Source organism: Streptomyces sp. NPDC002209, assembly GCF_042890265.1.
Lineage (GTDB): Bacteria > Actinomycetota > Actinomycetes > Streptomycetales > Streptomycetaceae > Streptomyces.
Genome location: NZ_JBIARX010000013.1, coordinates 17,730 through 31,433, shown reverse-complemented (window position 1 = coordinate 31,433; position 13,704 = coordinate 17,730). Strand labels below are relative to the sequence as shown.

15 protein-coding genes and 1 tRNA gene are annotated in these 13,704 nt (G+C 72.2%); 9 read left to right on the top strand and 7 right to left on the bottom strand.

Annotation, left to right across the window (positions count from 1 at the left end):
* Positions 1 to 62: 62 nt before the first annotated feature.
* Entirely contained in the window at positions 63 to 608 is a 546-nt protein-coding gene (locus ACFYXK_RS24200; RefSeq protein WP_389413070.1) for a flavin reductase family protein, read from the top strand.
* 12 nt (positions 609 to 620) lie between these two features.
* Here the strand turns inward: ACFYXK_RS24200 and arfB are convergent, their stop codons facing one another.
* Positions 621 to 1,046 (bottom strand): alternative ribosome rescue aminoacyl-tRNA hydrolase ArfB, encoded by a 426-nt coding sequence (gene arfB / locus ACFYXK_RS24195; protein ID WP_383517050.1) that lies wholly within the window; start codon positions 1,044 to 1,046, stop codon positions 621 to 623.
* A 180-nt stretch (positions 1,047 to 1,226) separates the two neighbouring features.
* On the opposite strand from arfB, the gene ACFYXK_RS24190 reads away from it, so the two are divergent.
* Complete coding sequence (locus ACFYXK_RS24190) at positions 1,227 to 1,802, top strand: TerD family protein (RefSeq protein WP_053786562.1); 576 nt, start codon at positions 1,227 to 1,229, stop codon at positions 1,800 to 1,802.
* Between the two features lie 131 nt (positions 1,803 to 1,933).
* Here the strand turns inward: ACFYXK_RS24190 and ACFYXK_RS24185 are convergent, their stop codons facing one another.
* Together ACFYXK_RS24185 and ACFYXK_RS24180 are read right to left on the bottom strand one after the other, a co-directional pair.
* Positions 1,934 to 3,349, bottom strand: a complete 1,416-nt coding sequence (locus tag ACFYXK_RS24185) for a M1 family metallopeptidase (RefSeq protein ID WP_389412969.1) — start codon at positions 3,347 to 3,349, stop codon at positions 1,934 to 1,936.
* A 126-nt stretch (positions 3,350 to 3,475) separates the two neighbouring features.
* Positions 3,476 to 4,033: a heme-binding protein gene (locus tag ACFYXK_RS24180; RefSeq protein WP_389412968.1), complete on the bottom strand. Its 558-nt coding sequence runs from the start codon at positions 4,031 to 4,033 to the stop codon at positions 3,476 to 3,478.
* A gap of 238 nt (positions 4,034 to 4,271) precedes the next feature.
* On the opposite strand from ACFYXK_RS24180, the gene ACFYXK_RS24175 reads away from it, so the two are divergent.
* From ACFYXK_RS24175 to ACFYXK_RS24160, 4 genes are all read left to right on the top strand, one after another.
* A complete protein-coding gene (locus ACFYXK_RS24175; RefSeq protein ID WP_389412967.1) occupies positions 4,272 to 5,504 on the top strand; it encodes a sensor histidine kinase in 1,233 nt (410 codons plus the stop codon).
* Positions 5,501 to 6,142 carry a response regulator gene (locus ACFYXK_RS24170; RefSeq protein ID WP_383517056.1) on the top strand — a complete coding sequence of 214 codons (642 nt, stop codon included), beginning with the start codon at positions 5,501 to 5,503 and terminating at the stop codon, positions 6,140 to 6,142. Before ACFYXK_RS24175 ends, ACFYXK_RS24170 begins: the two co-directional genes overlap by 4 nt.
* A 179-nt stretch (positions 6,143 to 6,321) precedes the next feature.
* Positions 6,322 to 7,413 (top strand): M4 family metallopeptidase, encoded by a 1,092-nt coding sequence (locus ACFYXK_RS24165; RefSeq protein WP_389412966.1) that lies wholly within the window; start codon positions 6,322 to 6,324, stop codon positions 7,411 to 7,413.
* A gap of 196 nt (positions 7,414 to 7,609) precedes the next feature.
* Positions 7,610 to 8,113 (top strand): hypothetical protein, encoded by a 504-nt coding sequence (locus ACFYXK_RS24160; RefSeq protein ID WP_383517060.1) that lies wholly within the window; start codon positions 7,610 to 7,612, stop codon positions 8,111 to 8,113.
* A gap of 71 nt (positions 8,114 to 8,184) precedes the next feature.
* Here the strand turns inward: ACFYXK_RS24160 and ACFYXK_RS24155 are convergent, their stop codons facing one another.
* The gene (locus tag ACFYXK_RS24155) at positions 8,185 to 8,859 is read right to left on the bottom strand and encodes a pentapeptide repeat-containing protein (RefSeq protein WP_389412965.1); all 675 of its coding nucleotides are present in this window, start codon (positions 8,857 to 8,859) and stop codon (positions 8,185 to 8,187) included.
* 108 nt (positions 8,860 to 8,967) lie between these two features.
* Between ACFYXK_RS24155 and ACFYXK_RS24150 the strand changes: the two genes are divergently transcribed.
* Together ACFYXK_RS24150 and ACFYXK_RS24145 are read left to right on the top strand one after the other, a co-directional pair.
* Entirely contained in the window at positions 8,968 to 9,960 is a 993-nt protein-coding gene (locus ACFYXK_RS24150; RefSeq protein WP_389413069.1) for a zinc-binding dehydrogenase, read from the top strand.
* A gap of 68 nt (positions 9,961 to 10,028) precedes the next feature.
* A complete protein-coding gene (locus ACFYXK_RS24145) occupies positions 10,029 to 10,532 on the top strand; it encodes an FBP domain-containing protein (RefSeq protein ID WP_389412964.1) in 504 nt (167 codons plus the stop codon).
* Between the two features lie 29 nt (positions 10,533 to 10,561).
* Here ACFYXK_RS24145 and ACFYXK_RS24140 read toward each other — a convergent pair whose 3' ends face one another.
* The gene (locus tag ACFYXK_RS24140; RefSeq protein ID WP_389412963.1) at positions 10,562 to 11,041 is read right to left on the bottom strand and encodes a GNAT family N-acetyltransferase; all 480 of its coding nucleotides are present in this window, start codon (positions 11,039 to 11,041) and stop codon (positions 10,562 to 10,564) included.
* 303 nt (positions 11,042 to 11,344) lie between these two features.
* On the opposite strand from ACFYXK_RS24140, the gene ACFYXK_RS24135 reads away from it, so the two are divergent.
* Complete coding sequence (locus ACFYXK_RS24135) at positions 11,345 to 12,724, top strand: NAD(P)/FAD-dependent oxidoreductase (RefSeq protein WP_389412962.1); 1,380 nt, start codon at positions 11,345 to 11,347, stop codon at positions 12,722 to 12,724.
* 88 nt (positions 12,725 to 12,812) lie between these two features.
* On the opposite strand, the gene ACFYXK_RS24130 is transcribed toward ACFYXK_RS24135, so the two are convergent.
* Positions 12,813 to 12,886: transfer RNA gene (locus tag ACFYXK_RS24130), tRNA-Thr, on the bottom strand.
* A 242-nt stretch (positions 12,887 to 13,128) separates the two neighbouring features.
* The gene (locus ACFYXK_RS24125; RefSeq protein ID WP_389412961.1) at positions 13,129 to 13,632 is read right to left on the bottom strand and encodes a hypothetical protein; all 504 of its coding nucleotides are present in this window, start codon (positions 13,630 to 13,632) and stop codon (positions 13,129 to 13,131) included.
* Positions 13,633 to 13,704: the final 72 nt, after the last annotated feature.

Here is a 13,704-nt window from a genome sequence, read left to right as displayed (position 1 = left end):
GATGTGCGGCGCGGGAGGGCGAGACTAGCGTTCTGGGCGTGCCGAAGACGACCCCTGTACCCATGCCGATCGCCTCCACCCTTCATCCTGAGGGCGTGAGCAACGACGAGTTCCGGGCCGCGATGTCCCGCCTGGCGGCGGGCGTGTGCCTGATCACCGCACACGAGAACCCGCTGACACCGGACGGTCCGGGCGGCGAGGACATCGGCATGACGGCCACCGCCTTCATGTCCGTGTCCCTGGACCCTCCGCTGGTCCTGGTGAGCCTGCGCGAGGGCTCCCGGATGGACGACCTGCTGGCGGAGCAGCCCCTGTGGGCGGTCTCGGTCCTCGCCGACCACCAGGTCCAGGTGGCGGGCCGCTTCTCGATGAAGAACCGCATCAGCGACCGGCTGCTCTTCGCGGACCTGCCCTACGTACGCGGCGAGGTCTCGGGGGCCCCGCTGCTGACGGGCGCCCTGGCCACCCTCGAATGCCGTACGGAGAACCGCGTCGAGGCGGGCGACCACACCCTGGTCGTCGGCCGCGTCCTCACCTCGGCGCTCCCGTCCCCCGACTCCCCGCCGCTGACGTACTTCCGCGGCCGCTACCGCCACCTGGCGGGCTGAGCTCCTGCGCTGCTACCAGTCCCGGCCGGTACGGCCGCGCTTGGTCTGCGCCCGGGCCTTCTTCTCCCGCAGCCGCCGCTCGTTGATCCCCCGCGGGATCTTCGTGGCGCGGCGCGCCTTCGGCGGCGGGGCGGTGGCCTCGGCGAGCACGGACGCCATCCGGACCAACGCCATCTCCCGGTTGCGCAACTGCGACCGGTGCTCCGAGGCCCGTACGGTCAGCACCCCGTCCACCAGCCGGCCGGCGAGCCGCTCCAGCGCCCGCTCCTTCCACACGTCCGGCAGCACCTTCGTCGCCGCGACGTCGAACAGCAGCTCCACCCGCGAGTCCGAGGTGTTCACGTGCTGCCCTCCCGGCCCGGAGGATCGCGAGAAGCGCCAGGCGAGCTCCGCCTCGGGGAGCACGACCGAACCGCGAATGACATAGGGACCAGGCATGCCCCCTATGATCCCGCCCCGCGCGATGCCCGTCACCCGTATTTCCGCGGCTGAATGGTGGGGGAATCCGCGGGGAAATCCCGGAGTGGAACCTACTGCCCCCCTCCCCGCGTTATGAAGGTCAGCGGTACCTTGGCCACAATCTCGCGGCCATGCGACGAGGAAGGGACACCAGTCAAAATGGCAGTAAGCCTGTCCAAGGGCGGCAACGTCTCGCTCACGAAGGAGGCCCCCGGCCTCAGCGCCGTCACGGTCGGCCTCGGCTGGGACGTCCGTACGACGACCGGTGTCGACTTCGACCTGGACGCCTCCGCCATCGCGGTCAACGCGATGGGCAAGGTCGTCTCCGACGGTCACTTCGTCTTCTTCAACAACAAGTCCACCCCGGACCAGAGCATCGTCCACACCGGTGACAACCGCACCGGCGAGGGCTCCGGCGACGACGAGTCCATCAACGTCAACCTCGCCGCGCTCGCGGCCGACGTGGACAAGATCGTCTTCCCGGTCTCGATCTACGACGCCGACGCCCGCAGCCAGAACTTCGGCCAGGTCCGCAACGCGTACATCCGCGTCGTGAACCAGGCCGGCGGCGCCGAGATCGCCCGCTACGACCTCTCCGAGGACGCGGCCACCGAGACCGCCATGGTCTTCGGCGAGCTCTACCGCAACGGCGCCGAGTGGAAGTTCCGCGCGGTCGGCCAGGGTTACGCCTCCGGCCTGACCGGCATCGCCCAGGACTTCGGCGTCAACGTCTGAGTCCCGGGCCGGGCCTGAGCGGCTGACAGCAGCCGTGGCGAAGCCCCCTCCCGGCCGTCCGGGGAGGGGGCTTCGCCACGGTTCGGCGGGCATCACAAGGCCCTGTGGGGCCGGGTGCCGCGACGGGCGGCCTACTTCGGCCGGCCCTCCCCGTACAGCCAGACGTCCCAGACCTTCTTCAGGTCGTGCCCCGTCGACCGCTCCGCGTACGCGGTGAACTCGGCCGTGCTCGCGTTCCCGTACTTGTGGTCCTGGGCCCAGCCGCGCAGGAGGGCGAAGAACTTCTCGTCGCCCACCTCCTGGCGGATCCGCTGGAGGACCATGGCACCCCGGTAGTAGACCGGACTGTCGGAGATGTCCTTCGCCTTGGGCGGATCGGCGGGAGGAAAGGCGTCCCAGTCGCTGTCGGCGTCCTTGTCCACCGCGGTGTCGCCCGCGAGGAACGCGTCGAAGTACTGCTGCGCGGTCGTCCCGCCGTGGTCCTCGGACCACAGCCACTCGGCGTACGTCGCGAAGCCCTCGTTGAGCCACATGTCCTTCCAGGACTTCGGCGACACCGAGTCTCCGAACCACTGGTGGGCCGTCTCGTGCAGGACCAGCTTCTCGTCGGGTGCGCCGGAGAAGACGGATTTGGTCTGCGTCTCCAGCGCGTACGTGAGGGTGTCGGCCGGCAGCACGATCGCCCCCGCGGTGCCGAAGGGGTACGGGCCGAACCTGCGGCTCCCCCACTCCACGATCTCCGGCAGCCGGGCCAGCGCCGGGGCACCGGCGGCCGCCTCCGCGGGCGTGACGGCCTCGTAGAGGGCGACCCCCGACGGGGTCCGCCCGGTGGTCACCTTGAACTTCCCGATCGCGGCGGTGGCCAGGTAGCTCGCCATCGGCTCCCGGCTGTGCCACGCGAACTCGGTCTGCCCTCCGGCCGTGTCGGTGCGGGATTTCAACTCGCCGTTCGACACCGCCTCGTAGCCCTTGGGGACGGTGAGGGTGATGTCGTACGTGGCCTTGTCGCTGGGGTGGTGGTTCCCGGGGAACCAGGCCATCGACCCGATCGGCTCGCCGACCCCGACGGCGCCGTCCGCGGTGGTGATCCAGCCTTCCTTGGCGCCGTCCGCATCCGTGATGGGCTTCGGCTTGCCGTGGTAGTCGATCTCCGTCCGGAAGACCTCGCCCTTCTTGAGGTCCTCGGCCGGACGCACCGTCAGTTCCCGGCCGGTCCGGTTGAACCGCGCACCCTCGCCCTGCACGGTGACGCCCTCGACCTCCAGGCCGCTCAGGTCGAGGTTGAAGGAGCTGAGCCCCTGCTCCGCACGGGCGGTGATGACGGCGGTGGCGTTCAACTCCCCGTCGGCGGGGTCGTAGTCGAGGTCCAGGTCGTAGTGCTCGACCTGGTAGCCGCCGTTGCCGGCCTTGGGGAAGTACGGGTCGCGCAGCCCGGACGCACCCGGCCGCCCCTGCACCGTGCCGGCCGTACACGCCGTGGTGAGGGCGAGCAGGGCGGCAGCGACGGCTGCAGGGGCGGCGAGGCGGGAGAGCGCGCGGTGTTCCACGCGCCCGATCCTATGTGGGCCCGATGTCGCACTTCGGGCCGTTTCCCACGAGGGCCGGATTTCGCAGGGTCCGGATCGCGCGGGTCGCGCCGGACAGTAAGCGGCCGGGTCGCTCCCGGCCGGGGACTACTTGTCCAGGGAGTCGGCGCCGGCCTTGGCGTACTTCTCGTCCAGGTCGCCGCTCGGGGCGCCGGCCACGCCGATGCCCGCGACCGGGGCGCCCTTGGCCTGCACCGGGGTGCCGCCGCCGAGGAAGAGGGTGCCGGGGATGTCCTTCAGGTTCGGGGCCTGGGCGAGGCGGCCCGCGAGCACCGAGGTCGGGGCGTTCCAGGACACGGCGGTGAAGGCCTTGCGCTGCGCCGACTCGTAGGACTGCGGGCCCGCGCCGTCGCCGCGCAGGGTGACGATGGTGTTGCCGTTGCGGTCCACGACCGCGACCGTCACCTTCTGGTTCTCCTTCTGCGCGGCCTCGAGCGCGGCCTGGGCGGCGCGGGTGGCGGCGTCGACGGTGAGGTGGGTCGTGGTCGTGAAGTTCTTCTCGTCCGGCTGGCCGTCCTTCTTGGCGGCGGCGACGGCCGGGGCGTTCTCGCTCTGCGCGGCGCTGGCGCTGACCGCGCCGAAGGTCCCGGCGCCGAGCGCGACGGCGAGGGCGGTACCGGTGAGAACGCGGGTGCGGGTGTTCATGTCTGCTGCTCCTGAGTGCATCGGCTGAGTGCGTCGGCTCGTCCTGCTGCTCCAAGCCTGGGCCCGTACCCGGTGCCCACCCGTCCCCGTACCGGCTCGCGACGGCTGCCGCACCGGTTGACCCCGGGGTCAACCGATCGGTCGATGCGGACCGGGTACGGGTACGGATTGGCTGGTCGGCGCCATCGCGTACGACCAGGCACGATGGAGGAGCCAGACACCGACCCGGGAGCCCGCCGTGAGCCACGTGAGCCGCACCCCGCCACAGGCGCCGCGGACGCCGGGCCCGCCCGGCGCACCCGGCACGCCGGGGAAGGCCGACACGCGCACCCTGGCGACCGTCATGCACACGGCGTTCTTCCTGCTCCTCGGCGCCTCGGTGGCCCGCTTCCTGCTGCGCCACCCCGGCTCGCCGAGCACCCCCTGGATCATCGCCCTCAGCATCGTGCTGGCCCTGCTGTACGTGCTCGGCCCCGCACTCGGGGCCGCGCCCACCGTGCGGCGGATGCTCTGGCTCGGGCTGGTGGTGGCGACCTGGGTGATCCTGGTCGTCCTCGCGCCCAGCTTCGCCTGGTGCGCCGTCCCCCTCTTCTTCACCGCCCTGCGCACCCTGCCGCCCCGCGCGGCGATCGTCCTCGTGGCCCTGCTGACCGTGTTCGTGGTGGCGGCCCAGCTCAAGCTCTCGAAGGAGTTCGACCCGAACCTCCTGCTGGCCCCGCCCGCGATCGCCGCCCTCGCCACCGCCGTCTTCGTCCACATGGAGCGCCAGGCCGAGTCCCAGCGCGCACTGATCGACGACCTGATCCGCACCCGCCGCGAGCTGGCCGCCACCGAGCGCCGCGAGGGCACCCTCGCCGAGCGGCAGCGGCTGTCGATGGAGATCCACGACACGCTCGCCCAGCACCTGTCCAGCCAGCAGATGCTGCTCCAGGCCGCGGACCGCACCTGGGACAGCGACCCGGCCACCGCCCGCGCGCACGTCCGCACCGCCACCGGCATCGCGGCGCGCGGGCTGGCGGAGGCGCGGCGCCTCGTCCACGACCTGGCCCCGCCGGAGCTCGAAGGCGGCGGCGGCCTCGCGGAAGCGCTGCGCGCGCTCGACGCGGGCCCGGACATCGAGGTCCGCTTCCACCTGGAGGGCACGCCGGCCCCGCTCCCGGACCGCGTCCAGTCGGCGCTGCTGCGGATAGCGCAGGGGGCACTGGCCAACGTCCGCGAGCACGCGCACGCCCGGACCGCGGCCCTGACCCTGAGCTTCCTGGGCGACCAGGTGGTCCTCGACGTCGCGGACGACGGCGAGGGCTTCACCGAGCCGCGGCCGGGTGCGCGCGCAGCGGCCGGTGACCGCGGGCACGGGCTCCCGGCGATGCGCGCCCGCGTCCGCCAGCTCGGCGGCACCCTGACCCTCGAATCCACCCCCGGCGAGGGCACGGTCCTCTCCGCGGCGATCCCCCTGGAGCCCACCGGATGACGACTGGAACCGGCCCGATGACGACGATCCTCCTGTGCGACGACCACGCGGTGGTCCGGGCCGGCCTGCTGGCGCTGCTGGGGAGCGCGCCGGACATCGAGGTCCTGGGCGAGGCCGGCAGCGGCGAGGAGGCGGTGGCCCTGGCGGCGAAGCTGCGCCCGGACGTGGTGCTGATGGACCTCCAGCTGGGCGAGGGCATCGACGGCGTCGAGGCCACCCGCCGCATCACGGCGGTGACCGACCCCCCGCACGTCCTGGTCCTCACGACGTACGACACGGACGCGGACGTCACCCGCGCCATCGCGGCGGGCGCCACGGGCTACCTGCTGAAGGCGGAGCGCCCCGAGGAGCTGTTCTCCGCGATCCATTCGGCGGCGGCGGGCCGCACGACGCTCTCGCCTCCCGTGGCGAGCCGCGTGATGGCCCACATGCGGGGCTCGCGGCCGACGCTGACGGACCGTGAGCTGGACATCCTGGGCCAGCTGGCGCGGGGGCTGGGCAACCGGGACATCGCCCGGGCCCTGTTCATCAGCGAGGCCACGGTCAAGACCCATCTGGGCCGCATCTACGACAAGCTCGGCGTGGACACCCGCGCGGGAGCGGTCTCGGTGGCCAAGGAACAGCGCCTGCTGCCCTGACGGGGCCCGTGCCCTGACGCGGCTGCCGCCCCGCGGCGTCGGGTTCCGGACACCGGGCGGGGGCTGTTCGGACAACCCGGCCGGGATCCCCGAAATCCTTGTCGCAGACCTGCCAAAAACGGGGGCTCTCCTGTCACGCTCACTCGCGCCGCCACCCCGGCCACCGCGAAGGAGCCCGAGTGACCCACCCGACGCCCTCTCCCCGCACCCGCCTCGCCGCCCTGCTGGCCGCCGCCGCCGTCATGACGGTCACCGCAGCCACAGCCACAGCCACGGCTGCGACTGCGGCCCCCCTCAGCACCGGTACCGGCCACAGCCAGCACGCCGGCACCGTCCCCCTCACCACCTACTTCACCGGCAGCACGTACCAGCTCCGCGACACCACCCGCGGCAACCAGCGCACCCTCGACGCCATGAACCAGACCGGCGGCGGCACCCTCTTCACCGACCCCGACAACGACTGGGGCGGCACCGGCACCCCCGCCAACCGTCAGTCCGCCGGCGTCGACGCCCACTACGCCACCGCCGTCACCTGGGACTTCTACAAAGGCGTCCTCGGCCGCAACGGCATCCGCGGCGACGGCACCGGCGTCACCTCCCGCGTGCACTACGGCAGCAACTACCCCAACGCCTTCTGGGACCCGTCCTGCTCCTGCGCCAACTACGGCGACGACCCCACCACCGGCCGGACCCTCGCCACCCTCGACATCGTCGGCCACGAGCTCACCCACGGCGTGGTCGCCGCCACCGCCGGACTCACGTACTCCGGGGAACCGGGCGCCCTCAACGAGGGCACCGCCGACATCCTCGGCACCTCCATCGAGTTCTTCGCCGAGAACACCACCGACGTCGGCGACTACTTCATCGGCGAACGCGTCTTCACCGGCAGCTCCCTGCGCCGCATGGACCACCCCAGCCTCGACGGCCACTCCCGCGACTACTGGTCCAGCGACATCGGCACCCTCGACCCGTACGCCGCCTCCGGCCCCGCCCGGCACTTCTTCTACCTCCTCGCCGAAGGCAGCGGCCCCAAGGAGATCAACAAGATCTCCTACGACTCCCCCACCTACGACGGCTCCAAGCTGCTCGGCATCGGCCGGGACAAGGCCGTCCGCATCTGGTACCGGGCCCTGAGCACCCACATGACCTCCACGACCAACTACGCCCGCGCCCGCACCGCCACCCTCATGGCCGCCGCCGAGCTCTACGGCCCGGGCAGCACCGAGTACGCGCGCGTCGCCGCCGCCTGGAGCGCCGTCAACGTCCACTGACGTCGCCGCCGCCGAGCGGGGTCCGGCAGGGCCGTGTCCGTGACGTGCGGGGCACGCACCGCAGGCGGGCCCGCAGCCGCCCATGCCCGCCGGGGCGGCTGCCGGACGCGGCCCGCGGCCCGTCATCCCCCCGGCCCAGGACACCCCACCGACGTCCCGTCCCACACACCCGCCCCACCGTGACACCATCGGGTACGTGCTCGACATCGGCTACTCCCTCTCCCGGCGCTTTCCGGACCCCCCGCAGACCGACTACCGCTCGGCGGACGTCCACTCCCTGCGCCACGACCTCTTCTGCGGGGACGTGTACCTCGCCGACACCGTCAAGGACCGGGAAGTGTCCACAGCCTGGGGATGGGTACCCGTACTCGACTTCGCCTGGGCGCTCTGCGACATCGTCGAACAGCTCGACCAGGACCCCCGCGGCAGCCGCTCCGCCCACCGCCAGTACGCCGAACTCGACTTCACCGAATCCACCGACCGCATGCTCTTCGAGCGCCGCTTCGGCTGGGTCGACATCGAGGCCGACTGGATGCCGCCGGAGGAAGAACCGCTGACCTTCAGCCACCGCCTGCTGCGCCGCGAAGCCCGCGACTTCCTCCACGACCTGATCGCCGACCTCATCGACATGCACGACGGCCTCGCCGACAACCCCGCCATCTGGACCCTCCAGGCCCGCTTCCCCCGCGTGCCCGCCTAGGTCGTCTCTTTCGGACGCGGGTCAGGCAAGATCCGGAAGAGACGGCCCAGGGGGCAGCCCCCGCCAGGGGGCTACGGCAGGACCCGCAGGCCCAGCTGCGCGGCCAGGGCCGGGGCCAGGTCGAAGAGCTGGGACGGGCTGATCGCCGCCCCGGACAACGCGTCCACCCCCCGCGCGATGCCCAGCTCCGCGGCCCCCCGCAGATCCACGTCCGTCATCCGCGCCCCCGTGAAATCCGCCGCCCGCACCGCGCACCCGCGAAACTCCACCCGCTCCAGCACCGCGCCCGCGAAGTCCGCCTCCACCAGCACGCACCCGTCGAAGACCACGTCCTTGAGCCGCGCCTTCCGCAGGTTCAGGTAGTCGATCTTGCCCCCGCGGACCACCACCCGCTCCAACACCGCCCCGTGCAGCTGCAAGCCCCCCAGGCGCGCCTCCACCAGCTCCACATCCCGCAGCGAGGCCCCCGACAGGTCCGTCCCCACCCCCCGGACCCCCTCCAGCACCGAGTCCAGGATCCGCGCCTTCGCCAGCCCCGTCCCGTCCAGCGCACACCTTCGCAGCGCGCAGTCCATGAACCGGGCCCCGATGCCCTCCTGCCCCACCAGGTCCAGGTCCGCGAACTCCAGCCCGTCGTAGTCCCCGTCCGGCTCCAGCTCACCGCCCTCCCAGGCACTCAGCTCCGGCAGCCGCACCTCCGGTTGCCGCGCCGCCTTCACCGTCTCCTGCTGCCCCTTGCGCGCCATGCCCCCATCGTCCCCCGCCCCACTGACAACGGCAGCCGACTGCCGCCAGAGCCTTGACCTCAACCGCGCTTCAGGTCCGAGCCTGTCCGCATGGAAACCCTGCACACCATGAACGCCATCCGCCTCCACGCCTTCGGCCCCGCCGAGAACCTCGTCCACGAGCGCACCGAAACCCCCGTACCCGCCCCCGGCCAGGTCCGCATCGCCGTCGCCGCCGCCGGGGTCCACCTCCTCGACACCGCCCTCCGCCAAGGCGCCCGGGGCCCCGCCCCCACCCTCCCCGAACTCCCCACCATCCCCGGCCGCGAGGTGGCCGGCACCGTCGACGCCCTCGGCCCGGGCACCGACCCCGGCTGGCTCGGCCGCCAGGTCGTCGTCCACTTCGGATTCGCGCCCGGAGGCTACGCCGAGTACGCCGTCGCCGACGCCGACCGCCTGCACCCCGTACCGCCCGGCCTCGACCCCGCCCAGGCCGTCGCCATGATCGGCACCGGCCGCACCGCCCTCGGAATCCTCCAGTTCGCCGACCTCGGCCCGGACTCCGTCGCCCTCGTCCCCGCCGCCGCCGGCGGCATCGGCACACTGCTCGTCCAGTACGCCCTGGGCGCCGGGGCCACCGTCGTCGCCCTCGCCGGCGGCTCCGCCAAAACCGCCCTCGCCGCAGCGAACGGCGCCCACCTCGCCCTCGACTACACCGCCCCCGGCTGGACCGACGCCGTACGCCGACACCACCCCGCCGGCGCCACCGTCCTCTTCGACTCCGTCGGCGGCCCCATCGCCCGCGCCGCCCTCGACCTGCTCGCCCCCGGCGCCCTCCACCTCGTCTTCGGCTGGTCCGCCGGCCCCATCCCCCTCACCGACACCGACCGCGCCGACCTCACCGCCCGCGCCGTCACCACCGAGAACGTCCTCGGCCCCGCCATGCTCCGCCGGGCCGGCGGCGACAACCCCCTGCGCGTCCTCGAAACCCGCGCCCTCGCCGAAGCCGCCGCCGGCCGGCTCCGGCCCGCCCTCCAGCGCTACCCCCTCGCCGAAGCGGCCGCCGCCCACCACGACCTGGAAACCCGCGCCACCACCGGCAAAGTCGTCCTCGAACCCTGACGAGAACCCCCGCGCCGCCGGCAATATCGGATGACAGCGGCCCGTACCCCCACGTACCGTCCCCCGACGTGGACCCGCTCACCGAAAAACAGATCCGTTCGTCCTTCGTGAACTGCACCAAGGGCGAGGCAGCACGCCTCAAACTCCCCCTGGACCACAGCGAACTCCCCTGGGAAGACCTCGACTTCCTCGGCTGGGTGGACCCCGGCGCCCCGCTCCGCGCCCACCTCGTACGCCAGGACCCCGACGGCACCCCCATCGGCATCACCCTGCGCGTCCCCGGCACCAGCCGCACGAGCGCCCTCAAGTCCAGCGTCTGCCAGATCTGCCTCACCGGCCACGCCGCCTCCGGCGTCTCCCTCCTCGTCGCCCCCCTCGCCGGAGCCCGCGGCCGCGACGGCAACACCGTCGGCATCTACGTCTGCGCCGACCTCGCCTGCTCCCTCTACATCCGGGGCAAGCGACAGCCCAAACTGCGCGCCGGCCGCTACGAGGAGACCCTCACCCTCACCGAGAAGATCGACCGCGCCCGCAGCAACCTCGACGCCTTCACCGCCAAGATCACCGGCTGACCCCACACCACCGGCCCGGCGCAGCGGCCTCAGCCCTGCGCCGAGCCCAGCTCCCTCAACGGCCCGTCCGTCAGCCGGTACACCGACCACTCGTCCTGCGGCCGCGCACCCAAGGCCTCGTAGAACGCGATCGCCGGCTCGTTCCACTTCAACACCGCCCACTCGAGCCGCTCGTACCCGCGCTCCACACAGATCCGCGCCAACTCCGCCAGCAGCGCCTTCCCGTGCCCGCCACCGCGCACACCCGGCCGCACGTACAGGTCCTCCAGGTAGATCCCGTGCGCCCCGCGCCACGTCGAGAAGTTCAGGAACCACACCGCGAACCCGACGGCCTCCCCGTCCTCCCCCTCCGCGATGTGCGCGAACACCGCGGGCCGCGCCCCGAACAGCGCCTCCCGCAACTGCTCCTGCGTGGCCCGCGCCTCGTGCGGCACCTTCTCGTACTCCGCCAGCTCACGGATCATGGCGTGGATGACGGGAACGTCTTCGACAACAGCACTACGGATCATGCCGAAAGCCTAGGCCGCGCCACCGATCCCGAGCCCCTTCAGGGCCTCCGCGAACGCCGCCGCATCGAACATCGCCCCGCCCTTCGCCCCGACCGCCCGCCCACCCACCAGCGCCACCGGCGCGCCCTGCCCCACGTACGCCCACCATCAACCAAACCCCTAAAAACCACAACAAAACCCCCCGCAGCCACCCTAGGGACCCCACCACCCCCGCCACATCAGCCAAAAGGCCACCCCTCCCACCCCAAAACCCGGCACTCGGTACCTGGACACCCCACCGAGACCCCGTGTACCAACACCCCCATGACGATCAACGGCGGCATCTCCTTCTGGTACGCGACGGACCACACCCCCGCCCGGCCACCCCGCGCCCCCCTCACCGGCCACGCCACGGCCGACGTCGTCATCGTCGGCGGCGGCTACACCGGCCTGTGGACCGCCTACTACCTCAAGACCGCCGCCCCCGACCTCCGCGTCACCGTCCTCGAGCAGAAGTTCTGCGGCTACGGAGCCTCCGGCCGCAACGGCGGCTGGCTCTACAACGGCATCGCCGGCCGCGACCGCTACGCCGAACTCCACGGCCACCAGGCCGCGCTCCGCCTCCAGCAGGCCATGAACGACACCGTCACCGAAGTCATCGACATCGCGACCAAGGAGGACATCGACGCCGACATCCACCGCGGCGGCGTCCTCGAAGTCGCCCGCACCCCCGCCCAGCTCAGCCGCCTCAAGGCCTTCCACACCGCCGAACTCGCCTTCGGCGAGACCGACCGCGAGCTCTACGACGCCACCGACACCCGCGCCCGCATCGACATCGCCGACGCCGTCGGCTCCACCTGGACCCCGCACGGCGCCCGCATCCACCCCCTCAAGCTCGTCAGGGGACTGGCCGCCGCCTGCGAACGCCTCGGCGTGGTCATCCACGAATCCACCCCCGTCACCGAGATCGCCCCACGCCGGGCCATCACCCCGTACGGCACGGTCCGCGCCCCGTACGTCCTGCGCTGCACCGAGGGCTTCACCGCGGCCCTCAAGGGCCAGAAGCGCTCCTGGCTCCCCATGAACTCGTCGATGATCGCGACGGCCCCGCTGCCGCCCGAGACCTGGTCCCGCATCGGCTGGTCGGACGCCTGCACCCTCGGCGACATGGCCCACGCCTACATGTACGCCCAGCGCACCGCGGACGACCGCATCGCGATCGGCGGCCGCGGCGTCCCGTACCGCTTCGGCTCACGCACGGACACCGACGGCACGACCCAGCAGTCGACGATCACGTCACTGACGCACCTCCTGACGTCCTTCTTCCCGATCCTCACGGGAGTGGAGATCACCCACGCCTGGTCGGGCGTCCTCGGCGTCCCCCGCGACTGGTGCGCCACGGTGACCCTGGACCGCACGACGGGCCTCGGCTGGGCCGGCGGCTACGTCGGCTCCGGGGTCGCGACCGCCAACCTGGCGGCCCGCACCCTGCGCGACCTGGTCCTGGGGGACTCCACGGAACTGACCACCCTCCCCTGGGTCAACCACCGCGTCCGCCGCTGGGAGCCGGAACCCTTCCGCTGGCTCGGCGTCCAGGCCCTCTACGCGGCCTACCGCGAGGCGGACCGCCGCGAATCCGCGACCCACACCCCGACCACAACCCCCCTGGCCCACCTGGCAAACCGCATCTCGGGCCGCCACTGACAACAAAGCGGAAGGCTCCGGATGATCATCCGGAGCCTTCCGCTTCTGTATGAATTCCCTCGGTCTCCATCCATCTGACCTGGGACGGAGCCGCCTGTCGGAATCGAACCGACGACCTCAAGATTACAAGTCAAGCGCTCTAGCCAACTGAGCTAAGGCGGCACATATGACACTGCACAACGCACAGAATCGCCCTCACTTTACACAGCCACCGGACTTCCCCGCGAAGAACTTTCCGGCCTGCGCAACCACTCGCCCTCCTGTTCGTTCTCCGCACAGGAGGGCACGTCCGACTATCGGACCGCAGGGCTGGGGAGGGGCGGCGGCCGAAGCCACCGAGCATCCGGTGTGGCCCTCGGGGCCGCGCCGGGCGGCAACGGACGGTGGAGCAGGAAGCGTCCCGCTCAAAAATGCGCCGCTCTGCCCTCACGTCGCCCCGGCCACGGGGTACCCGATACGGCCGACCGCCGAGGCCGCCGCGGCCAAGCGGTGTCGGAGTTCTCGCGCCAGAAGACCACCGTGGCCTGGAGGACGCCTTCCACGACACCGAAGGCCGGCTCCGCCAGCTGCGGCCGGAAGACCTCCGGCACGGTGTCCACCAGGCCGGGCCACAGCGCCATGCCCTCGTCGCCCCACGGACTCATCGAGGACTCGTGGTCGAAGCCGCGGCCGAACGCACCGTCCGCCGTGAAGAGGATCGAGTACTCGTCGCCCGAGCCGTTGTCCATGAGCGCCGCCTCCTCGCCGTCGGCCCACTCAGGGGCGTAGGAGAAGCAGCCGCCCTCTCGGTTGCCGCCGATCAGCAGCTCCAGCGCGGCCATGGCCCGGCAGCGGGCGCGCAGCGTGGGGACGTCGGGGAGGACGCGGATCAGTTCGTGGACGTTACGGGGGCGGGGCGCGGCGGTCATGGCCGTCATCCAAGCGGTCGCGTCCGACAGATCGCACAGAGTTCGAAGTCATGGGCTCGGGGGTGCTGACAG